The following is a 21,402-nucleotide window of genomic DNA, read 5'->3' as shown; positions in this document are numbered from 1 at the left end:
TAGCTTGCGCTACGGCTTTTGCGCGGTCGGACCGTGGCTTGGCCGGACAGGGGCAAAGCCCCTGTCGTCGGACGCGGCTTTTGGCCGCGCCGGCCGGTCCGACCGCTGGGTGCTCGGCCGTAGCTTGCGCTACGGCCTTTGCGCGGTCGTACTAGATATGAATCGGCTTGCCCTGTACCGCCATAGCCGCTTCCTTGATCGCCTCGGCATGCGTGGGATGCGCATGACAGGTGTAGGCGATGTCCTCGCTGGTCGCGCCGAATTCCATCGCGATGGCGGCTTCGGCGATCAGCGTGCCCGCGAGGCTCGAGACGATCCAGACGCCGAGGACGCGATCGGTCTTCGCGTCGGCGATGATCTTCACGAAGCCGTCGGTGTCGCGGTTGGTCTTGGCGCGGCTGTTGGCGGCGAATGGGAACTTGCCGACCTTGATCTCGGTCTTTTCCTTGGCGGCCTCTTCGGTGAGGCCGACGCCGGCGATCTCGGGCATCGTGTAGACGACGCTCGGGATGATGTCCTCGTTGACGATGCCGGTCTGGCCGGCGATGTTTTCCGCCACCGCGACGCCCTCGTCCTCGGCCTTGTGCGCGAGCATCAGGCCGGGGATGCAGTCGCCGATCGCCCAGACGCCGTCGACCTTCGTGCGGAACGAGTGGTCGGTTTCGATCTGGCCGCGCTTGTTCAGCTCGAGGCCGATGGCTTCGAGGTTGAGGCCGTCGACGTTCGCTTTCCGCCCGATCGAGACGAGCACCGCGTCGGCGGTCAGCGTCTCGGACGCGCCACCGGCGGCGGGCTCGACGCTGACGGTCGCGACGCCGTCGGCGACGGTCACGCCGGTGACCTTGGTCGAGAGCTTCAGCTTCATGCCCTGCTTCTTGAAGAGCTTGGCAGTCTCGCGGCGGACCTCGCCGTCGAAGCCGGGGAGGATCTGGTCGACGAACTCGACGACCGTGACCTTGGCGCCGAGACGACGCCAGACCGACCCGAGTTCGAGACCGATCACGCCGCCGCCGATGACGACCATGTGCTCGGGGACCTTCGGGATCTCGAGCGCGCCGGTGCTGTCGACGACGGTCTTCTGGTCGACCTCGACGCCGGGGAGCGGCATCACGCTCGAGCCGGTGGCGATGACGATGTTCTTGGCTGTGACCTTCTGGCCGGCGATGTCCACCGTGTGCGCGTCCTGGAAGGCGGCCTTACCCTTAAGCCAGGTTACCTTGTTCTTCTTGAACAGGAATTCGACGCCGCCGGTGAGTTCCTTGACGGCCTTGGCCTTCTCGGCGTGCATCTGGTCGAGGTTGAGAGTGACGCCCTGGAAATCGATGCCGAACTTGGTGAGGTGGCCGCCCTTGGCCTCCTCGTAGATCTCGGACGCGTGGAGCAGTGCCTTGGACGGAATGCAGCCGACGTTGAGGCAGGTGCCGCCGAGCGTGTCGCGGGACTCGGCGCAGGCGGTGCGCAGGCCGAGCTGCGCGGCGCGGATCGCCGCGACGTAACCGCCGGGGCCCGCACCGATCACGAGGACGTCATAGTCGTAGTCAGCCATTGTCTTTGCTCTTCGCTGGGAGGGGAACAGCGCGGTCACGCTTCGTCCCGATGACAGTCATATGGCCATTGCACGCCTCGAATTCGAGGAGCGGCAACAACCGCGGAAGGATGTGTTCGACGTGGTCCGGCTCGAACCGGACATAGATGATGCCGGGTGGCGGGGTCGCTTGCTTCAGGAAAACCAGTTCACCGAAATCACGATCACACGAGATCAGGAAGCGATCGTCGGCGACCGCATACGCGAGAATGATTTCGTCTTTCTCGTCGGGCAAAACAACGGATGCGCGGACGACATCGTGACCAGCTGTACTCAGAACGCGAGCGATGCGGCTACCGATGTTCGCATCGCACATCAACCTCAAGCCGCGCGTGCCCGGCCGATCGCGACATAGCTTTCGTCGTGCATGAGATCTGCGGCAAACAGGGCGGCGGCGCGGAGGTGCTCGGAAAGCACCCCCGGATATTCTTCCGCGATCTGGTCATAAGACCAACCCGCGCCGACCAGCTTTAGGACGCGTTCCACGGTATAGCGCGTACCCCGAAAAACAGGCTTGCCGCCCATGATGCCGGGGTCCGAGTGAATGTGGTCGCGCCAGTCCATTGCTACCTCACAGGTCGATAAGAATCCGCGTCGGATCCTCGATAGCATTTTTCAGCGCCACCAGGAACGTCACGGCTTCGCGGCCGTCAATCAGGCGGTGGTCGTAGCTGAGCGCGAGGTACATCATCGGGCGGATGACGATCTGGCCGTTCACGACGACCGGGCGTTCCTCGATGCGGTGGAGACCGAGGACCGCCGACTGCGGCGGATTGATGATCGGGGTCGACATCAGCGAGCCGAACACGCCGCCGTTCGAGATCGTGAAGGTGCCACCCTTCATCTCGTCCATCTTGAGCGCGCCTTCCTTGGCGCGCTTGCCGAAGTCGCCGATCGTCTTCTCGATCGTCGCGACCGACATCTGGTCGGCATCGCGGATCACCGGGACGACGAGGCCGCCCGGCGACGAGACCGCGACCGAGATGTCGGCATAGTCGTGATAGACGATGTCGTCGCCGTCGATCGACGCGTTGACCGACGGGATGTCGCGCAGCGCCATCGTCGCGGCCTTCACGAAGAAGCCCATGAAGCCGAGGCGGACGCCGTGCTTCTTCTCGAACAGGTCCTTGTACTTGGCGCGTGCCTCGATCACCGCGGTCATGTCGACGTCGTTGAACGTCGTCAGCATGGCGGCGGTGTTCTGCGCTTCCTTGAGGCGCTTGGCGATCGTCTGGCGGAGGCGCGTCATGCGGACGCGCTCTTCGCCGCGGCCGGATGCGGTGGGCGCTGCTGCCGGTGCGGGGGCTGCCGCAGGAGCAGGGGCGGGCTTGCTCGATGCGGCGGCGGTCACGTCTTCCTTCGTGATACGACCGTCGCGGCCGGTGCCCTTGACGGTGCCGGGATCGACGCCGTGCTCGAGCACCGCGCGGCGGACTGACGGCGAGAGCGCGGCGGGCGAGTCGCTGGTGCCGGCACCGGGCTGGTCGCCATAGCCTGCGCCGGACTCGTCCTTGGCAGGAGCAGCGGCTGGCGTAGCTGTCGCGGCGGGTGCGGGCGCAGGGGCCGACGCGGCGGCGCCGTCGCCTGCGTCGATCGTGGCGAGCATCGCGCCGACCTGCACGGTGTCGCCGACGGCGACCGCGTGCTGGCCCATGACGCCGGCGACCGGCGACGGGACCTCGACCGAGACCTTGTCGGTCTCGAGGCTGGCGATGGGCTCGTCGACGGCGACGGGGTCGCCGGGCTGCTTCAGCCACTCGCCGAGGGTGGCTTCGGTGATCGATTCACCCAGGACGGGGACGGTGACTTCGGTTGCCATGTTTGCTTCTACCTCTTCAATCCCCGCACGGGCGGAGATGCAGGAATTGGAGTTATGCGCCAGCCTTGCCGGCAGAGCGTTCGTCTTCGGTCTTGCGCGCGCGGCGGATTTCGTCGCGGACGTTGTGGCCGAGCGCGTCGGCGACGAGCGCGCCCTGCTCGGCCTGGTGACGCTTCATCAGGCCGGTCGCGGGCGACGCCGAGGCGTTGCGCCCGGCGTAGCGCGCGCGCTTCACGGGTGAGTTCACCGTCGCCAGCGCCTCCTCGATCAGCGGCTCGACGAAGAACCAATAGCCGTTGTTCTTCGGCTCTTCCTGCGCCCAGACGATCTCTTCGAGGTTCGGCATCCGCGCGACGCGCTCGGCGATCGGCTCGCCCGGGAAGGGATAGAGCTGCTCGACGCGGACGATCTGCGTGTCCGTGTCGCCGTGGGCATCGCGTGCCTCGATCAGGTCGTAGGCGACCTTGCCGGTGCAGAGCACGAGCCGCTTCGTATCGACGTCCGCCGCACCATTGGTGTCGGACAGGAGACGGCGGAAGTGGCTGTCACCTTGGAAATCCTCGGCGTTCGAGACCGCCAGCTTGTGACGGAGCAACGACTTCGGCGTCATCACGATCAGCGGCTTGCGGAAGTTGCGATGCATCTGTCGGCGAAGCAGGTGGAAATAGTTCGCCGGGCTGGTGCAGTTCGCGACCTGGATATTGTCGTCCGCGCACGATTGCAGGAAGCGCTCGGGACGTGCCGAGCTGTGCTCCGGTCCCTGCCCTTCGTAACCGTGCGGCAGCAGCATCACGAGGCCGTTCGCGCGGAGCCACTTCGACTCGCCGGACGTGATGAACTGATCGATCATGATCTGCGCGCCGTTGACGAAATCGCCGAACTGCGCCTCCCAGAGGACGAGCGTCTTCGGGTCGGCGAGCGCGTAGCCGTATTCGAACCCGAGCACGCCGTATTCGCTGAGCGGGCTGTCGAGCACTTCGAAGCGGCCGTGTTCGATCTCCTGCAACGGCACGTACTTGTGCTCGTCGGTCTGGTCGACCCACACCGCGTGGCGCTGCGAGAAGGTGCCGCGACCCGAATCCTGGCCGGACAGGCGGACGCCATAGCCTTCCGAGAGCAGGCCACCGAATGCGAGTGCTTCGCCGGTTGCCCAGTCGAAGCCCTTGCCCGACTTGAACATCTCACGCTTGGCATCGATCACGCGGTTCAGCGTCTTGTGGATCTTCACGCTATCCGGGATCGTGGTCAGCGTGCGGCCGAGCGAGTCGAACAGCTTCTGGCTGAGGCCGGTCTCGACGTTGCGCCGCGCGGAACCGCCGTCGGTCGGCGCGCTGAGGCCGGTCCAGCGACCGCCGAACCAGTCAGCCTTGTTCGGCTTGTACGACGCACCAGCTTCGAACTCGCCCTCGAGACGGAGCGTGAACTGCTTCACATTCTCGTCGATCCAGGCCTGGTCGATCACGCCTTCCTTGATCAGGCGATCGCCGTACACCGACGAGACGCCGGGATGCTTACGGATGATGTCGTACATCAGCGGCTGCGTGAAGGACGGCTCGTCGCCCTCGTTGTGGCCGAAGCGGCGATAGCACCACATGTCGATGACGATGTCGCGGTGGAACTTCTGGCGGAATTCCATCGCCATCTTGGTCGCGAAGGTGACCGCCTCGGGATCGTCGCCGTTGACGTGGAAGACCGGCGCCTGGACGCCCTTGGCGACGTCCGACGGGTAGGGCGACGAGCGCGCGAACTGCGGCGAGGTCGTGAAGCCGACCTGGTTGTTGATGATGAAGTGGACGCAGCCGCCGGTGTTGTAACCGCGGATACCCGAGAAGCCGAGGCACTCCCAGACGATCCCCTGCCCCGCGAACGCCGCGTCGCCGTGGATCAGCACCGGCAGCGACGCCACGTGGTCCTTGAGATCGTTGTTAAGCGTCTGGATCGCGCGCGTCTTGCCAAGCACGACCGGATCGGCGGCTTCGAGATGCGACGGGTTGGCGACCAGGCTCATGTGAACCTTGTGGCCGTCGAACTCGCGATCGGTGCTGGTGCCGAGGTGATACTTCACGTCGCCCGAACCACCGATGTCGTCCGGGTTGGCCGAGCCGCCGGCGAATTCGTGGAAGATCACACGCAACGGCTTGGCCATCACGTTGGCGAGCACGTTGAGGCGACCGCGATGCGCCATGCCGATGACGAGCTCGCGCACGCCCATCTGGCCGCCGTACTTGATGACGGACTCGAGCGCGGGGATCATCGATTCACCGCCGTCGAGCCCGAAGCGCTTCGTGCCGACGTATTTCTTGCCTAGGAACTTCTCCCACTGCTCGGCTTCGATGACCTTGGTGAGGATCGCCTTCTTGCCGTCGGTGGAGAATTCGATCGCCTTGTCCTGGCCCTCCATGCGCTCCTGGAGGAAGCGGCGCTCCTCGACGTCGGAGATGTGCATGTATTCGAGGCCGACATTGCCGCAGTAGTTCTTGCGCAACGTGTCGACGAGCTCGCGGATCGAGACCCATTCGAAGCCCATCGTGCCGCCGAGATAGACCTTCCGGTCGATGTCGGCATCGGAGAAGCCGTGATATTCGGTCTTCAAATCCTCGGGCATCTCGCGCTTCGACAGGCCGAGCGGATCGAGGTTGGCGGCGAGATGGCCACGGACGCGGTAAGTGCGGACGAGCAGCTGCGCGCGGATCGCGTCGGCAGCGGCCTTGGCGATCTCTTCCTTCGAGACGGGGGCGGGTGCCGCTGCGGCGGGGGCTGGCTTGCCACCCTTCGAAGGCTTGGCCGCGGGCTCCATCTGGGTCGGATCGAGCGCTGCGGTCAGGTCATCCGTGGTGGTGAGCGGCCAGCGGGCACTCTCCCAGCTCGGGCCCTGCGCGGAGCCTTCGAGACCCTCGAAGAACGCGCGCCAACCGGATTCGACCGAGGCCGGGTCCGCGTTGAACTTGGCGTAGAGCGTCTCCACGAACGCCGGGCTGACGCCGGCTGCGATATCGCTGAAATCCTGGCCTTCGTAGCCCATCACAACCGTCCTCTTTGTGTCCCCGCGAAGGCGGGGACCCAGACTGGGCCCCCGCCTTCGCGGGGGAACAATCTTCTTTTAACTTAGCCCTTCAGCACGCTCAGCAGCGTCTCGCCGAGCAGGCTGGGGCTTTCCGAAACGCGGATCCCGGCAGCTTCCATTGCCGCGATCTTGCTCTCCGCGTCGCCCTTGCCGCCCGACACGATCGCGCCGGCGTGGCCCATGCGGCGGCCCGGAGGCGCCGTACGACCAGCGATGAAGCCTGCCATCGGCTTCGACCGACCGCGCTTGGCTTCGTCGCGGAGGAACTGTGCCGCCTGCTCCTCGGCGTCGCCGCCGATTTCACCGATCATGATGATCGACTGAGTTTCGTCGTCGGCGAGGAACAGCTCGAGTACGTCGATGAAGTTCGTGCCGTTGACCGGATCGCCACCGATGCCGACCGCGGTCGTCTGACCAAGGCCTGCGTTCGACGTCTGGAAGACCGCCTCATAGGTGAGCGTGCCTGAACGGCTGACAACGCCGACCGAGCCCTTCTTGAAGATCGAGCCGGGCATGATGCCGATCTTGCACTCGCCGGGGGTCAGCACGCCGGGGCAGTTCGGACCGATCAGGCGCGACTTGGAACCCGACAGCGCGCGCTTGACCTTGACCATGTCGAGGACGGGAATGCCCTCGGTGATCGCGACGATCAGCTCGATCTCGGCGTCGATCGCCTCGAGGATCGAATCGGCGGCGAAGGGGGGCGGCACGTAGATGACCGACGCGGTCGCGCCTGTCATCGCCTTTGCTTCGGCGACAGTGTTGTAGACCGGGAGGTCGAGATGCGTCGTGCCGCCCTTGCCGGGCGTGACGCCGCCAACCATCTGCGTGCCGTATTCCAGCGCCATCTTGGTGTGGAAGCTGCCGGTTTCGCCGGTCATGCCCTGGGTGATGACCTTGGTGTTCTTGTCGACGAGGATGCTCATCTAATTTTCTCTCTCTTGTTCCCCGGCGGAGGCCGGGGCCCAGTTGGGAAGGCGGATCAGTTTGGCGTCAGCGTATCGAACAGATCATCCCAGTTCGGGTTCATCCCTTCGATCTCTTTCACCTTCCAGTCCCGTTTCCATTCCTTCATCCGCAGCTCGCGCTGCCGGGCGGCGTCCAGATCGTCATAAACTTCGTACCAGACGAGCAGATGACAACCGTATTTCTTCGTGAACCCTGCGACAACACCGTTGCGATGCTCCCAAACACGCTTGGGAAGATTGCTCGTGACGCCGAGGTAGATCGTACCGTTCCGCATGCTGGCCATGATGTAGACGCAGAAGGCGGTATCCATCTCGGGAGTTCTCCCAACTGGACCCCGGCCTTCGCCGGGGAACAGCAGATCGGTTTAGCTCACGTCTTCAAATCAGTTTAGCGAACCATCGATACCCTTGCAGGCCACGATCAGTTCCTTGACCGCGTCGACCGAGACCTGGAGGTTGCCCTTGGCTTCGTCGTCGAGCTTGATCTCGACGATCTTCTCGACGCCGCCAGCCCCGATCACCACCGGCACGCCGACGTACAGATCGTCCAGGCCGTACTCGCCCGACACATACGCCGCCGCCGGCAGCACGCGCTTCTGGTCGTACAGATACGCCTCGGCCATCGCGATGCCGCTGGTCGCCGGCGCATAATATGCCGAACCGGTCTTCAGCAGCGCGACGATCTCGCCGCCGCCGCCGCGCGTGCGCTTGACGATCGCGTCGATCTTTTCCTGACTCGACATGCCCATCGCGATGAGATCGGGAACCGGGATGCCCGACACGGTCGAGTAACTGATGACCGGGACCATCGTGTCGCCGTGGCCGCCGAGCACGAAGCTGGTGACGTCCTTGACCGAGACCTTGAACTCGTCGGCGAGGAAGTGGCTGAAGCGCGACGAGTCGAGCACGCCGGCCATGCCGACCACCATGTGATGCGGCAGGCCCGAGAATTCGCGGAGTGCCCATACCATCGCGTCGAGCGGGTTGGTGATGCAGATGACGAACGCGTTCGGGGCGTTGGCCTTGATGCCCTCGCCGACGGCCTTCATGACCTTCAAATTGATGCCGAGCAGGTCGTCGCGGCTCATGCCGGGCTTCCGTGCGACACCGGCGGTGACGATGATGACGTCCGCGCCGGCGATGTCGGCGTAATCGTTCGAGCCGGTGATCTGCGAGTCGAAGCCTTCGACCGGGCCGCACTGCGACAGGTCGAGCGCCTTGCCCTGGGGGATACCCTCGGCCACGTCGAACAGGACGATATCGCCAAGGCCCTTGAGTGCTGCGAGGTGCGCGAGCGTACCGCCGATGTTACCGGCGCCGATCAGCGCGATCTTCTTGCGAGCCATTCCAATCCGTCTCCGTCTGATGTGCGGGGTGATTGGTGACGCCGGTTACGCGCATTATGGCGCTACGGCAACCGTTAAAGCGGAAAAGTGATGGCGTTATTGCGAGTTGTTCGCATGTGCAATAAGCTCTGCCGGCTTCGTCATCCTGACGAAAGTCAGGACCCAGGATACCAAACGCAGCATTCGTGGCTCTGGGTCCTGACTTTCGTCAGGATGACGGGAGAGGTTGGTCAGAGGTGGCCTTCCGCCAGATAGTCCTCCGACCGCATCTCTTCCAAACGGCTGATCGTGCGGTCGAACTCGAACCTGCCGTCGCCCTTCTCGTAGAGGTCCCCCGGCTGCGCATCGGCTGCCGCGAGCAGCTTCACCTTATGCTCGTACAGCGCGTCGATCAGCGCCACGAAGCGCGCGGCTTCGTTGCGGTTCTCGGGGCCGAGCTTGGGAATGCCGACGAGGATGACGGTGTGGAATTTCCGCGCAATGGCGAGGTAGTCGGCCACCCCCCTCGCCTCGCCGCACAGCTTCTTGAAGCTGAACACCGCGACGCCCTTGAGCGACTTCGGCACGCGGAGCGTGCGGCCCTGGACGATCAGGTCCTCGGCGGGGACGTGCTCGCTGTCGTCGGTCGAGAAATCGGTGAGCCGGAAGAACGCGGCGGAGAGTTGCGCGGTGGATTCGGGGCCGTTGGGGACGAGCCAGGTGTCCTGGCTGCCGAGCCGGTCGCGGCGATAATCGACTGGGCCGTTGAGCGGGAGCACGTCGAGGCGCTGCTCGATCGTCGCGATGAAGGGCAGGAAATGCTCTCGGTTGAGGCCGTTCTTGTAGAGATCGGCGGGCGGGCGGTTCGAGGTGGTGACGATCGTCACGCCGGAATCGAGCAGCGACGTGACCAGCCGCGACAGGATCATCGCGTCGGGGCTGTTGGTAACCATCATCTCGTCGAATGCGAGCAGCCGCGTCTCGTCGGCGATCGCGGTGGCGACGGGGACGATCGGGTCGCCGACTTCCTTGCGGCGCTCGGCGGCGATGCGCGCGTGGACCTCGAGCATGAACTCGCCGAAATGCACGCGGCGTTTCTTGTCGACTGGGGCGTTGGCGAAGAAGAGGTCCATCAGCATGGATTTGCCGCGACCGACACCGCCCCAGAGGTAGACGCCGCGGGGGTCTGGTTTCTTCGAGAAGCGGGCGAAGAAGCCGGTGGATTTGGGGGCGGCGAGTTCGGTGGCGAGGGTGTTTAGGCGGGCGGCGGCGGCGGCTTGTTCGGGGTCTGGGCGGAGTTCGCCTGACGCTACGAGTGCCTCATAGGCTTTGAGGACGGTCATTGTTCTACCTCCCGTTCCCCGGCGAAGGCCGGGGCCCAGGTGGAAAGGTGGAAGTGACGATGCGCGACGCTAGACAATGATCGGTTCCCAACTGGGCCCCGGCCTTCGCCGGGGAACGTATAATACGCGGAGGCTAGCCCTTGGACGGCTTGCGGATCGTGGCCGAGAAGGCGGCGATCTTGGTTTCGTCGTCCCCTTGCACCACGAGGCCCCGGAGGAACAAGAGGCGGCCGGTTTCCTTGAGGACTTCGACCTGCGCCTCGATCGGTGCGCCAACGCGACCGCCGCCGATGAATTGGGTGTTGAGGTCGAGCGTGACCGCGGTGCCGGCGGTGATCAGGCCGAAGCCTCTTGCGGCTGCGAACAGGGCTACGTCGATGAAGGCGAGGAGCGCGCCGCCGTGGACGTTGTTCTGGATGTTGGAGTGGCGATGCTCGGGGGTGATGCGGACGCGGACGATGGCGCCGTCGACGCGGTAGAGCATGGGGCCGAGGAGGGTGTTGAAGCGGGTCGGGTCGGAGAGCGACCAGCTCCGCCAGCCGGGGTTGGCGGGGTCGTCGGCTTCGGCGAAATGGGGCTGGGAAGCAGCGGTGGTCAAGAACCTGTCCTTCGATCCCCACACCGTTCGCCCTGAGCGAAGTCGAAGGGCATTGGGGAATTCCATCCCCCGCCCCGAGCGTGTGCTTCGACTTCGCTCAGCACGAACGGGAGGGGGGAGCGGGACGGGATAGCGGGACCGGATGGGAAATCGGATTGGGACTGGGAACAGGGGGTGAAACACGCCCCCTCCCCGATCAATCGGATCAGACGACCCGTTCGGCTTCCATCTTCTTGATCTCGGCGATCGCCTTGGCGGGGTTGAGGCCCTTGGGGCAGGCGTTCGCGCAGTTCATGATGGTGTGGCAGCGGTACAGGCGGAACGGATCCTCGAGTTCGTCGAGGCGCTCGCCGGTCATCTCGTCGCGGCTGTCGGCGAGCCAGCGATAGGCCTGCAACAGGATCGCGGGGCCGAGGAATTTGTCGGCGTTCCACCAATAGCTCGGGCACGAGGTCGAGCAGCAGGCGCACAGGATGCACTCGTACAGGCCGTCGAGCTTCGAGCGGTCTTCCGGCGACTGGAGGCGTTCCTTGCCCGAGGGCGGCGGGGTGACGGTCTGCAGCCACGGCTTGATCGACGAATATTGCGCGTAAAAGTGCGTGAAATCGGGGACCAGGTCCTTGATCACGTCCATGTGCGGCAGCGGCGTGATCTGGACCTCGCCCTTGCAATCCTCGATCGCGGTCGTGCAGGCGAGGCCGTTCTTGCCGTTGATGTTCATCGAGCAAGAGCCGCAAATGCCCTCGCGGCACGAGCGGCGGAAGGTAAGCGAGGAGTCATGCTCGCTCTTCATCTTGATCAGCGCGTCGAGCACCATCGGGCCCGTATCGTCGAGATCGAGCGCGAACGTGTCGTAGCGCGGGTTTTCGCCCGAATCCGGATCGTAGCGATAGACCTTGAACGATTTCAGACGCTTGCTGTCCCCCGAACCCTGGCTCGTAGAGGCGTGCTTGACGCCCTTCTTGACGACGCTGTTTTTCGGGAGCGAGAATTCGGCCATTGCGAGCGGTCCGTCCGTGGTGTGATTATAGGTTATGGGAGCCGATACATGACACGGGGCCCGCCCGCAAACGCTTAGCTTCGCGGGTGCAACATGGGTCACCCGCCGCGCCGTGCCGCCATTCGTGGTTCGCTCAGATGATATCGAGGATGAGACCGAGGTCGCGCGCCTCTTCGGCCTCGATGTACCAGTTGGAGGGGGCCTTCTTCTTCAGCTCCTCCAGCGATACCTTCGAGCCCTCGACGATCGCGCGGAAGCCTTCCTCCTGGATGTTGATCGAGTCCTCGATCTCGTGGAGCTTGGCCTTGAGCGCGTAGGACAGCGTGTTGAGCGGGCCGTTGAGCTCGATCGTGCTCTGCATCTGGCGCTCGTGGATCATGATACGGCTGCCGCGCGTCAGGAAACGGCTGTCGACCGGGAAGGCGGACATGAACGTCGCGCCAGCGGAATAGACCGCGACCTTGCCGAGGAAGAGCGTCTCGCGGTCGGTGTATTCGCGGAGCAGGCGGATGTTGTCGCCCATCGCGCGCGCGACTTCGGGGTCGCCGCCGAGGGTGGTGATCGAGACGACGAGCGGACCTTCGGTGGGGGCGGCGACGAGTTGCGACTTGAAAGTGTCGTACATTGCGTCGTCGACGGGGCCGTGGAGGTGGACGTGGGGGGCGGCCAGCAGCGGGTAGTTGCGGGCGTTCGAGGCGGGGGATGTGTCGGTCATGCCGCGGCTAACTTTTGCGGGGGGAGTGGGTTCCGGTTGGGTTGCGGCATATCAGCATATTCGGGATATCGTTATAACTTTGTAAGCACGCGCTGCTGATGGTATCGGTGCGAGCGAAGGGAATTTACGATGCGAACGTCATTGCGGAAGATGGGTAATTCAACCGGGATGATCGTGCCGCGGTCGATCCTGGGGGCGATCGGCGTCACTACCGGCGCGGCGATGGATTTGCGCGTCGAGGACGGCAAGCTGATCGCGACACCGGCCGAGCGGGTCGCGCGGGACGGTTGGGCCGACGCTGCCGCCGGACTTGCTGCAACCGGCGAAGAGCAGGAATGGCTCGGCGTCGGCGTTGCCGACGACGCGACACTGACGTGGTGAGCGGCACGTGAAGCGGGGTGATATCTGGCTGGCGGCGCTCGATCCGACGGTCGGGAGCGAGATTCAGAAGACGCGGCCGTGCCTTGTCGTTTCGCCCGACGAGATGAACGATCATCTGCGGACGGCGATCGTCGCGCCGTTGACGACGGGGAGCCACCCGGCGCCGTTTCGGGTGGCGGTGACGTTCAAGGGGACGAGCGGGTTGGTGCTACCGGATCAGATGCGGACGATCGATCGCGGGCGGTTGATCAAGCGGTTGGGGCGGATCGACGCGCAGACTCTCCGCGCGGTGCTGGATGTGCTTGGGGAGATGTTCGCGGTTTAGGCGCTGCGGTCGGGGATCGCGGAACCCTCTTCGCCCCTCCCTGGAAGGGAGGGGTTGGGGGTGGGTCGGGTTCCTCTTGACGCTGTCGGGGTGACTCGAGCTGGCCGACCCACCCCCGGCCCCTCCCTTTCAGGGAGGGGGGACCCGTGGGTTGGGGGGGGGCTTTACGCTTCCCGGTTCGTACGTTTGTGCTGGAGGATCCAGCCTATGAGGCCGCCGGGGACTCCGCCTACGAGCGAGAAGAGCGCGTAAAAGGTTATTGCTATCTTTTGGGGTTCTTCGCCCATGCCTCGGGTTTCTATGCCGTAGACGTAGATCGCGGTCAGGATGGCGACGACTGCCGGCCATAGGAAGCCGGCGATCATCGGTTGGAAGCGTGTCAGGAGCCCCACCGCGACGGGCACGAGGAACCCGATCGCGATGATGGCCCAGATCATCAGTTTACCCGCTTCATCAATATACCCGCTTCTTGGGCTTGATGTAGTCGATGTCGTCGGTGAGCGTGTAGTCGTGGACCGGGCGGAAATCGATCTTGGTCTCGCCGCCCTTGCCGCCCCAGCCGTCGAAGGTGGTGATGGTGTGCTTCATCCAGTTGGCGTCGTCGCGCTCGGGGAAATCCTCGTGCATGTGCGCGCCGCGCGACTCGGTGCGGTTGGCGGCCGAGTTCATCGTCACGACCGCCTGGCCGATCAGATTGTCGAGCTCCATCGTCTCGACCAGATCGGTGTTCCAGATCATGCTGCGATCCTTCACGCCGACGTCGGTCATCCGGGTGTAGATCCCGGCCATCTTCTCGACGCCCTGGTTCAGCAACTCGGTGTCGCGGAACACGGCGCAATGCTTCTGCATGGTCTGCTGCATGTCGAGACGGATCTGCGCGGTGGGCGAACCGCCCGACGCATTGCGGAACGTATCGAGACGCGTCAGCGCCAGTTCCTCGGAACCCTTGGGCAGCGGGGCATGGCTCGTGCCTGGCTTGAGCGTGTCCTTGATGCGCAGGCCGGTCGCGCGACCGAACACCACGAGATCGATCAGGCTGTTCGAGCCGAGGCGGTTGGCGCCGTGGACGGAGACGCAGGCCGCTTCACCGACCGCGAACAGGCCGGGGACGACCGCGTCGGGGTTGCCGTCGACAAGGTTGACGACCTCGCCGTGGAAGTTGGTCGGGATGCCGCCCATGTTGTAATGCACCGTCGGCGTGACCGGCAGCGGCTGGCGCGTGAGGTCGACGCCGGCGAAGACCTTGCCGGTCTCCGTGATGCCGGGCAGGCGCTCGGCGAGCACCTTGGGATCGATGTGATCGAGGTGCAGGAAGATGTGGTCGCCGTTCTTGCCGACGCCGCGGCCTTCACGCATTTCTAGCGCCATCGAGCGGCTGACGACGTCGCGCGAAGCGAGGTCCTTGGCCGACGGGGCATAGCGCTCCATGAAGCGCTCACCCTCGGAGTTGGTCAGGTAACCGCCCTCACCGCGTGCGCCCTCGGTGATGAGCACGCCCGCGCCGTAGATACCGGTCGGGTGGAACTGGACGAACTCCATGTCCTGGAGCGGCAAGCCGGCGCGGAGCACCATCGCGTTGCCGTCACCGGTGCAGGTGTGCGCCGAGGTCGCCGAGAAATAAACGCGGCCGTAACCGCCGGTCGCGAGCACGGTCTGGTGGCTGCGGAAGCGGTGGATCGAGCCGTCTTCCATGCACAGCGCGATAACTCCGCGGCAGACGCCGTTCTCCATGATCAGGTCGAGCGCGAAATACTCGACGAAGAAGTCCGTATTGTACTTCAGGCTCTGCTGATACAGCGCGTGGAGCATCGCGTGGCCGGTGCGGTCGGCGGCGGCGGCGGTGCGCTGGACCGGCGGCCCCTCGCCCATGTTCTGCATGTGACCGCCGAACGGACGCTGATAGATCGTGCCGTTCTCGTTACGGCTGAACGGCATGCCGGCGTGTTCGAGCTCGTAGACCGCCTGAGGCGCCTCGCGGCAGAGATACTCGATCGCGTCCTGGTCGCCGAGCCAGTCCGAACCCTTGACGGTGTCGAACATGTGCCAGGTCCAGTGATCCGGCGAGTTGTTGCCGAGCGAGGCGGCGATACCACCCTGCGCTGCAACGGTGTGCGAACGGGTCGGGAAGACCTTGGTGATGCATGCGGTCTTCAGGCCGCTCTCGGCGATACCCATCGTGGCGCGCAGGCCGGAACCGCCGGCACCGACGACGACCGCATCATAGGTATGATCGATGATCTTGTAGGCAGCAGACATCAGGCGGGGGCTCCGGAGAAGGCGACCTTCAGGATCGCGAACAGGGCGATGCCGCCCAGCGTGAAGGTGAACAGGTTGAGGAGGATCATCGCCACGACGCGGCTTTCACCATGCTGGTAATCCTCGATCACGACCTGGAGACCGAGACGGAAATGATAGAACACGGACGCGATCAACAGCGCCATCGGCACAGCGGCCCAGGCGGATTGCAGCCACATATGGACCGCTGCGTAGTCGTAACCCGGCATCCGCGCGACCGAGATCATCAGCCAGAGCATCAGGAACAGGTTCGAGCCCGCGGTCAGCCGCTGCCGCCACCAGTGAAGCGTGCCGTGTTTAGCGCTGCCGAGGCCGCGGACGCGACCGATTGCCGTACCCGAACCCATTACTTGATCCCCATGTAGAGCCAGAACACGATCGTCAGCGCTACCGATGCGACCATCGTCGCGAGCGCGCCCATCTTGTTCCGCTTCAGTTCGTAGCCGGCACCGATATCGAGCACCATGTGACGGATGCCGCTCATCATGTGCTGGAACAGCGACAGCGTCAGGCCGACTCCGATGACGTAGCCGAGGATGTTGAGGCCACCGGTGTCGGTGGTGAACACGTCGACGAAGGTCGCATAGGCCTGATCACCCGCGGCGATCGCGGCGAGCCACCAGACGAGCAGCAGGCTGCCGACGGTCGCCATCCCGCTGCCGGTCGCGCGGTGCAGGATCGAGACCAGCATGTGCGGGCCCCATTTATAGACCTGCAGATGGGGAGAGAGCGGGCGTGCCGGGTTGCGCGATGCCAAGGGCGGAGTCCTCGAACCAGAAGATGACGAACCAAAATTATCTTGGTCCACAATATATAGATCGGGCGACCTATTAGCCACCGCGTGCTGCGATGCAACCCATTGGGCGCGGTCCGATAACCCATGACAATCTCGGAGAAGGGCGATGAGACGGTCGCGACCGGGATCGACGGGGTGGGTCGCGGGTTCGACGTGCTCGATGGGCGGCTCAGCAACTTGAAGAACAACGCGGGCGATGTCGTCGCAAAGGTTGCGGCCTAGTTGCGGGTTGTCTTCCGCGGGTTCGGGGTGACGGGACTGTTCGGCGCGCGCTAAAGGCTTCGGCATGACCATTCTTCTTACAGGCTCGAGCCGGGGCATCGGCGCGGCCATTCATGTGGCGCTGACCGACGCCGGCGCCTCCGTCATCGGGCATGGGACCGCTAGCGGTATCCCGGCCGACTTCGCCGATCCTGCGGCGCCGACTGCGTTGTGGAACGCGGCGTTGGAGCAGGCTGGCGGCGCGATCGACGTGCTGATCAACAATGCGGGGGTGTTCGAGGCATCACCCCTCGCGGACGACGACTGGACCGCGCAGTGGGAGCGGACGATGCGGATCAACCTGACCGCGTCCGCCGAGCTTTGCCGGTTGGCGGTGCTGCATTGGCAGGCGCGCGGTGTCGGTGGGCGGATCGTCAACATCGCGAGTCGGGCGGCGTATCGCGGGGATTCGCCGGCGCATTGGCATTATGCCGCGTCGAAGGCGGGCATGGTAGCGATGACCAAGACGATCGCTCGGGGCTATGCTCGGGAGGGTATCCTCGCATTCGCGGTGTGTCCCGGGTTCACGATGACCGGGATGGCGGAGGATTATCTTTCGAGCCGTGGGGGCGATGCTTTGCTGGCGGATATTCCGCTCGGCAAGGTTGCCGATCCGGCGGAGGTCGCGTCGGTCGCACGCTATTGCGCGCTGGAGGCACCGGCTTCGATGACGGGCTCGGTGATCGACGTGAATGGGGCGAGCTATGTCCGATAGCTGGAAGCTTACCCTCCCCTGCACGCGGGCGGAAGCCGAGGCGATCGATGCGAGCGACGACCTGGGTGACGCGATTCCGGGCGACGCCGTGCTGATGACGACCGAGGAGATCGAGGACGACGTCGAGTCGTGGCGGCTCGATGCGTATTTCGAGCATGAGCCGGCGGCGGAGACGATCGCGGCGGTGCGCGCGCTGGTGCCGAGCGCGGCGGGGGCGGCGATCGCGGTCGAGCGGTTGGGCGATGCGGACTGGGTGACGATGAGCCAGGCTGGGCTCGAGCCTTTGTCGGTCGGGCGGTTCTTCGTGCATACCGGGGCGCATGCGGGCGCGGTGCCCGCGGACAAGCGGGCGTTCCTGATCGAGGCTAGCCGGGCGTTCGGGACGGGGCATCACGAGACGACCAGCGGGTGTCTGGCTATGCTCGACGGGTTGGCGGATGCGGACTTTGCCAACGTGATCGATATCGGGACCGGGACGGGGTTGCTCGCGTTTGCGGCGGCGCATCTTTGGCCTGGGGCCAAGGTGATGGGGACGGATATCGATCCGGTCTCGATCGACGTTACGCACGAGAATGCTGGGTTGAACGGGGTCGAGGGGATCGACCTGGTGGTTGCCGACGGTACGCTGGACGATGCGATCGTTGCTCGGGCGCCGTATGATCTGGTGATTGCGAATATTCTGGCGGGGCCGCTGGTTTCGATGGCGCCGGAGATTGCTTCGATTTCGGATGTGGGGGCGACTGTCGTTCTTGCCGGGTTGCTGGAGACTCAGCGGGCTGGGGTTGTCGCGGCGTATGAGGCTTGCGGGTGTTCGCTCGAGGCGGTCGACCGGCGGGGGGATTGGAGTGTGCTTCGGTTGCGCGCGGGGGCGGTGCGGTTCGTGGCGGAGGGGCCGTTCGATCCTAAGGGGCGTGATGGGTGGGCTTTGGATATTTGACGAGCCCCCTCCACTATTAGGATGTTGCCGCCCTCACCTCACTTCTGGCTCCACCCCGGCGGAGGCCGGGGCCCAATTGGGATAGCGGTGCGGTTCTATCTCGGAAGTTCACCCAATTGGGCCCCGGCCTTCGCCGGGGTGGTGCTTCTTTATTATTTGTTACGCGCCGAGTTTCGCCTTCGCGTACGCCTGCGTACCTTCGGTCAGCACCACGTCACCCGGCTCGATGCGCGCGACCGGGATATCCGGGAGCGCCTTCAGCTCCTCGTACAGCGGCGCGAAGTCCGTCTCTACCGTTAGCCGCAGCAATTCGTCGAAGCTCGGGATGACGAAGTAGTTCTGCTGGAAATCGTCGATCCGGTATTCGGTCCGCATCACGCGGGCGAGGTCTAGCGCGATTCGGTTGGGGCTTGGATCGTCGAGCGCGAAGCGGGTTTCGGCGAAGCTGGAGACGATGCCGGAGCCGTAGATGCGCAGGCCTTCGGGTTCGGCGATCAGGCCGAACTCGACCGTGTACCAGTAGAGCCTTCCCAGGTATTTCAGCGCGTCCAAACCCAAAGCGCGCTGGCCGCCGCGGCCATAGGCGGCGAGGTAGTCGGCGAACACCGGGTCGGCGAGCATCGGGACGTGGCCGAACACGTCGTGGAAGACGTCGGGCTCCTGCAGATAATCGAGCTGATCGGGGCGGCGGATGAAGTTGCCGGCGACGAAGCGGCGGTTTGCCATGTGGTCGAAGAACACGTCGTCGGGGACGAGGCCGGGCACCGCGACGACCGACCAGCCGGTGAGCTTCGTCAGGCGTTCCGACAGTTCCTCGAAATCGGGGATGCCGGGTTTGGACAGCTTCAGCACGTCGAGGCCGCGCAGCCACGCGTTCGAGGCGCGGCCGGGGAGCAGCTTCGACTGGCGGGCGAACAGCGTGTCCCAGGTCGCGTGGTCCTCCGCGGTATAGGCGGACCAGTTCTGCGGAATCGTCCAGTCGGGGGCGCCTTCGGGCGGGGTGCTCAGTACGTGCGTGTCATTGGCCATGCGGCTGGTCTAGCATGACGGAATGAAGACGGAAACGCGCTGGGTTAAGACGATTTTATGGGTGGTCGGAACGGTTCTCGGGCTGGTTGCGAGCTATGCGGTGGCGGGGCTGATCGGTGGGTCAATCCCGAGCAATCGTGATTGGCGGGCGCCTGCCGAGGGCGTGCATATCTTCGTCGAGAGCAACGGCGTGCATACCGGGATCATCGTGCCGAAGGTGGCGGCCGGGGTGGACTGGCGCGGGGTGGCCCGGGCGGAGGATTTGCGTGACCCTCGCTATGGGGCGTTCGATCATGTGTCGTTCGGGTGGGGGGAAAAGGCGTTCTACCTGGAGACGCCGACCTGGGCCGACGTGAAGCTGCGGACGGTGGTTGCTTCGGCGGTCGGGAGTGATCGGACGTTGATGCACGTCGATCATTTGCCGAGGCCGCGTCCAGGGGATGGGGCTCGGGAGATCGTTTTGACGCCGGCGCAGTATCGACGGTTGGCGGCGTATATCCGGGCGAGTTTTCGCGACGGGGGTGCGCGGTATCGGGGGTATGCCGGGTATGATGCGTTTTACGAGGCTAACGGGCGGTATGACGCGGTTCGGACGTGTAATGCGTGGACGGGGGATGCGCTGCGGTTTGCGGGGGTGAAGGTTGGGTGGTGGACGCCGTTTCCGGTTACTGTGATGGGGTGGTTTTAGGGGGTTTCGAGCGCGACAGATTGTTCTCCCGCGAAGGCGGGAGTCCAGGCTGGGCTCCCGCCTTCGCGGGAGAACAAGGAGGGGGGCGATATCCTAAGTCCCGAGGCCACCTCCCCGGCGGAGGCCGGGGTCTAGTTGGGGAACGTTGCTGACCGAGGGCAGCGCGACGTTACCTCCGTTCGCCCAACTGGGCCCCGGCCTTCGCCGGGGTGGTGTTTGGGGGATAGGGTCCGGGTCAGTTTCCTGCGCGGTAGCCTTGGTATTGGCCGCATTCGGGGCGCTGGGGGTCCTTCTTGCAGCGTTTCGCCAGTTCCTTGCGCTGCTTGCCCTCTTCGGCTTCCTGCTTGCGCATCTTCTTGCCGTAGTTGCGGTCCGATTCTTCCTGGCTTGTCGTGGTCCAGTCGACCGCCTTGCCGGCGACCTGGAACGGGGCCTTCACGATCGAGGTTGCGGTGCTGATGCAACCACTTACGAGGAACGGCAGTACCGCAAGTACGGGAAGGATCTTACGCATTTACTTCACTCCTGCGCGTGCGGTTCCCTGATCTCGGTCGCGCGCTTGGGAACCGTATAGCGGAAAATCGGTGAAGAAACCGTCGATACCTTGGGCAAGTCCTGCGTCGATCTCGGCGGCGATGTCGCCGTGCGCTGCGGGGTCGCTGCCGCGGCGGAAGCGGGTCGGTTCGAAGTAGTTTTCCGTGCGGTAGGTCCAGGGGTGGACGCGCAGGCCTGCCGCGTGCGCGTCGGCGACCAGCGTCGTTGGGGTCGCGTCGGTCCAGAGCATCGCCTTGTCGGGGCCGATCCCGTACGCATAGGCCGCGACCGCCTTGAGCCCGGCCGGCGTGATCATCGCCGCGTAGCTCGGCTGCGCGCCATCGGCAGGGGCGCCCTCCCCGGCCATCAGCTGGATCAGGCGGACCTTCGTCATCTTATGGAGGCGCTGGAGGTTGGCGACCTCGAACGACTGGATGAAGACCGGCGCCTTCGCCGAATCCCAGCCGGCCTCGCGCAATTCGGCGACCAGTTTCGCGTCGGTCGGGTGGCCGATCTTGGCGAAGTAGGTCGGATGCTTGGTCTCGGGATAGATGCCGATCGTCCGGCCCGTCTCGACCGTGCGGCGCTTGGCGAGCGCGATGATCTCGGCGAGCGTCGGGATCTGGAACTGGCCGTCATAAGCGGTGTTCGTGGGGCGGAGCTTCGGCAAGCGTTCCTTCGCGCGCAGCGTCTTCAGTTCGGCGAGCGTGAAGTCCTCGACGAACCAGCCGGTCATCGTCTGGCCGTCGATCGTCTTCGTGGTTTTTCGCGACGCGAACTCGGGGTGGTCGGCGACGTTGGTCGTGTCGGCGATATTGTTCTCGTGCCGCGCGACGAGCACGTCGTCCCTGGTCGGCACTAGATCGGGCTCGATAAAGTCCGCGCCCTGGTCGATCGCGAGCGAATAGGCCGCGAGGGTATGTTCGGGCCGGAGACCGCTCGCGCCGCGGTGCGCGATCACGATGAGGGGCGATAATCGGGGAGATGCCGGCGTCATCGCGGCAGCTTGCCCGCTCGCCGCGAC

25 protein-coding genes are annotated in these 21,402 nt (G+C 64.8%); 6 read left to right on the top strand and 19 right to left on the bottom strand.

Annotated elements, in window-relative coordinates:
- Window positions 1–151 precede the first annotated feature (151 nt).
- From lpdA to QFZ54_RS00360, 12 genes are all read right to left on the bottom strand, one after another.
- Window positions 152–1,546, bottom strand: a complete 1,395-nt coding sequence (gene lpdA / locus QFZ54_RS00415) for a dihydrolipoyl dehydrogenase (protein ID WP_307083341.1) — start codon at window positions 1,544–1,546, stop codon at window positions 152–154.
- Complete coding sequence (locus QFZ54_RS00410; protein ID WP_307083339.1) at window positions 1,539–1,901, bottom strand: DUF5615 family PIN-like protein; 363 nt, start codon at window positions 1,899–1,901, stop codon at window positions 1,539–1,541. Before QFZ54_RS00410 ends, lpdA begins: the two co-directional genes overlap by 8 nt.
- A 5-nt stretch (window positions 1,902–1,906) precedes the next feature.
- Window positions 1,907–2,149: a DUF433 domain-containing protein gene (locus QFZ54_RS00405; RefSeq protein ID WP_147079310.1), complete on the bottom strand. Its 243-nt coding sequence runs from the start codon at window positions 2,147–2,149 to the stop codon at window positions 1,907–1,909.
- 7 nt (window positions 2,150–2,156) lie between these two features.
- Window positions 2,157–3,404, bottom strand: coding sequence for a 2-oxoglutarate dehydrogenase complex dihydrolipoyllysine-residue succinyltransferase (odhB, locus tag QFZ54_RS00400; protein WP_307083336.1), 1,248 nt, complete (start codon window positions 3,402–3,404; stop codon window positions 2,157–2,159).
- A gap of 52 nt (window positions 3,405–3,456) precedes the next feature.
- Window positions 3,457–6,426, bottom strand: a complete 2,970-nt coding sequence (locus tag QFZ54_RS00395; RefSeq protein WP_307089195.1) for a 2-oxoglutarate dehydrogenase E1 component — start codon at window positions 6,424–6,426, stop codon at window positions 3,457–3,459.
- Window positions 6,427–6,509: 83 nt separating this feature from the next.
- Entirely contained in the window at window positions 6,510–7,394 is an 885-nt protein-coding gene (gene sucD / locus QFZ54_RS00390) for a succinate--CoA ligase subunit alpha (RefSeq protein WP_132896083.1), read from the bottom strand.
- A gap of 56 nt (window positions 7,395–7,450) precedes the next feature.
- A complete protein-coding gene (locus QFZ54_RS00385; protein ID WP_307083331.1) occupies window positions 7,451–7,747 on the bottom strand; it encodes a GIY-YIG nuclease family protein in 297 nt (98 codons plus the stop codon).
- Between the two features lie 72 nt (window positions 7,748–7,819).
- The gene (gene mdh / locus QFZ54_RS00380; RefSeq protein WP_307083330.1) at window positions 7,820–8,782 is read right to left on the bottom strand and encodes a malate dehydrogenase; all 963 of its coding nucleotides are present in this window, start codon (window positions 8,780–8,782) and stop codon (window positions 7,820–7,822) included.
- A gap of 230 nt (window positions 8,783–9,012) precedes the next feature.
- Window positions 9,013–10,104 carry a cell division protein ZapE gene (gene zapE, locus QFZ54_RS00375; protein ID WP_307083328.1) on the bottom strand — a complete coding sequence of 364 codons (1,092 nt, stop codon included), beginning with the start codon at window positions 10,102–10,104 and terminating at the stop codon, window positions 9,013–9,015.
- A gap of 133 nt (window positions 10,105–10,237) precedes the next feature.
- Complete coding sequence (locus QFZ54_RS00370; protein ID WP_307083326.1) at window positions 10,238–10,702, bottom strand: PaaI family thioesterase; 465 nt, start codon at window positions 10,700–10,702, stop codon at window positions 10,238–10,240.
- Between the two features lie 205 nt (window positions 10,703–10,907).
- Window positions 10,908–11,702 carry a succinate dehydrogenase iron-sulfur subunit gene (locus tag QFZ54_RS00365; RefSeq protein ID WP_307083324.1) on the bottom strand — a complete coding sequence of 265 codons (795 nt, stop codon included), beginning with the start codon at window positions 11,700–11,702 and terminating at the stop codon, window positions 10,908–10,910.
- A gap of 133 nt (window positions 11,703–11,835) precedes the next feature.
- The gene (locus tag QFZ54_RS00360; RefSeq protein ID WP_307083322.1) at window positions 11,836–12,417 is read right to left on the bottom strand and encodes a ClpP family protease; all 582 of its coding nucleotides are present in this window, start codon (window positions 12,415–12,417) and stop codon (window positions 11,836–11,838) included.
- A 129-nt stretch (window positions 12,418–12,546) separates the two neighbouring features.
- Here QFZ54_RS00360 and QFZ54_RS00355 point away from each other — a divergent pair, with 129 nt between their 5' ends.
- Window positions 12,547–12,798 (top strand): AbrB/MazE/SpoVT family DNA-binding domain-containing protein, encoded by a 252-nt coding sequence (locus QFZ54_RS00355; protein WP_307083320.1) that lies wholly within the window; start codon window positions 12,547–12,549, stop codon window positions 12,796–12,798.
- Window positions 12,799–12,805: 7 nt separating this feature from the next.
- Complete coding sequence (locus QFZ54_RS00350) at window positions 12,806–13,123, top strand: type II toxin-antitoxin system PemK/MazF family toxin (protein WP_307083318.1); 318 nt, start codon at window positions 12,806–12,808, stop codon at window positions 13,121–13,123.
- A gap of 164 nt (window positions 13,124–13,287) precedes the next feature.
- On the opposite strand, the gene QFZ54_RS00345 is transcribed toward QFZ54_RS00350, so the two are convergent.
- Genes QFZ54_RS00345 through sdhC form a run of 4 tightly spaced genes read right to left on the bottom strand, consistent with a single transcriptional unit; the run spans window position 13,288 to window position 16,175 of the window.
- A complete protein-coding gene (locus QFZ54_RS00345; protein ID WP_307083316.1) occupies window positions 13,288–13,560 on the bottom strand; it encodes a hypothetical protein in 273 nt (90 codons plus the stop codon).
- Between the two features lie 16 nt (window positions 13,561–13,576).
- Window positions 13,577–15,379, bottom strand: a complete 1,803-nt coding sequence (sdhA, locus tag QFZ54_RS00340; protein WP_307083314.1) for a succinate dehydrogenase flavoprotein subunit — start codon at window positions 15,377–15,379, stop codon at window positions 13,577–13,579.
- Entirely contained in the window at window positions 15,379–15,765 is a 387-nt protein-coding gene (gene sdhD / locus QFZ54_RS00335; protein WP_307083313.1) for a succinate dehydrogenase, hydrophobic membrane anchor protein, read from the bottom strand. The genes sdhA and sdhD overlap by 1 nt, the downstream gene beginning before the upstream one ends.
- Complete coding sequence (sdhC, locus tag QFZ54_RS00330; protein WP_307083312.1) at window positions 15,765–16,175, bottom strand: succinate dehydrogenase, cytochrome b556 subunit; 411 nt, start codon at window positions 16,173–16,175, stop codon at window positions 15,765–15,767. The genes sdhD and sdhC overlap by 1 nt, the downstream gene beginning before the upstream one ends.
- 123 nt (window positions 16,176–16,298) lie before the next feature.
- On the opposite strand from sdhC, the gene QFZ54_RS00325 reads away from it, so the two are divergent.
- The 3 genes from QFZ54_RS00325 to QFZ54_RS00315 all read left to right on the top strand — a co-directional run bounded on the left by QFZ54_RS00325 (window position 16,299) and on the right by QFZ54_RS00315 (window position 18,127).
- Window positions 16,299–16,436 (top strand): hypothetical protein, encoded by a 138-nt coding sequence (locus QFZ54_RS00325; RefSeq protein WP_307083311.1) that lies wholly within the window; start codon window positions 16,299–16,301, stop codon window positions 16,434–16,436.
- Between the two features lie 64 nt (window positions 16,437–16,500).
- Window positions 16,501–17,190 (top strand): SDR family NAD(P)-dependent oxidoreductase, encoded by a 690-nt coding sequence (locus tag QFZ54_RS00320; protein ID WP_307083309.1) that lies wholly within the window; start codon window positions 16,501–16,503, stop codon window positions 17,188–17,190.
- Complete coding sequence (locus QFZ54_RS00315; RefSeq protein ID WP_307083307.1) at window positions 17,180–18,127, top strand: 50S ribosomal protein L11 methyltransferase; 948 nt, start codon at window positions 17,180–17,182, stop codon at window positions 18,125–18,127. The genes QFZ54_RS00320 and QFZ54_RS00315 overlap by 11 nt, the downstream gene beginning before the upstream one ends.
- Before the next feature lie 159 nt (window positions 18,128–18,286).
- Here the strand turns inward: QFZ54_RS00315 and phhA are convergent, their stop codons facing one another.
- Entirely contained in the window at window positions 18,287–19,156 is an 870-nt protein-coding gene (gene phhA / locus QFZ54_RS00310; protein WP_307083305.1) for a phenylalanine 4-monooxygenase, read from the bottom strand.
- A gap of 22 nt (window positions 19,157–19,178) precedes the next feature.
- Between phhA and QFZ54_RS00305 the strand changes: the two genes are divergently transcribed.
- Window positions 19,179–19,844: a TIGR02117 family protein gene (locus QFZ54_RS00305; protein ID WP_307083303.1), complete on the top strand. Its 666-nt coding sequence runs from the start codon at window positions 19,179–19,181 to the stop codon at window positions 19,842–19,844.
- 235 nt (window positions 19,845–20,079) lie between these two features.
- Here QFZ54_RS00305 and QFZ54_RS00300 read toward each other — a convergent pair whose 3' ends face one another.
- Together QFZ54_RS00300 and QFZ54_RS00295 are read right to left on the bottom strand one after the other, a co-directional pair.
- Window positions 20,080–20,358: a hypothetical protein gene (locus QFZ54_RS00300; protein WP_307083301.1), complete on the bottom strand. Its 279-nt coding sequence runs from the start codon at window positions 20,356–20,358 to the stop codon at window positions 20,080–20,082.
- Window positions 20,359–21,375 carry a glycerophosphodiester phosphodiesterase gene (locus tag QFZ54_RS00295; RefSeq protein WP_307089193.1) on the bottom strand — a complete coding sequence of 339 codons (1,017 nt, stop codon included), beginning with the start codon at window positions 21,373–21,375 and terminating at the stop codon, window positions 20,359–20,361. It abuts the gene before it with no gap.
- Window positions 21,376–21,402 lie beyond the last annotated feature (27 nt).

The organism is Sphingomonas faeni, from assembly GCF_030817315.1.
GTDB lineage: Bacteria > Pseudomonadota > Alphaproteobacteria > Sphingomonadales > Sphingomonadaceae > Sphingomonas > Sphingomonas faeni_C.
Note: the sequence above shows the minus strand (reverse complement) of the source record. Positions and strands in the feature narration are given on the sequence as shown.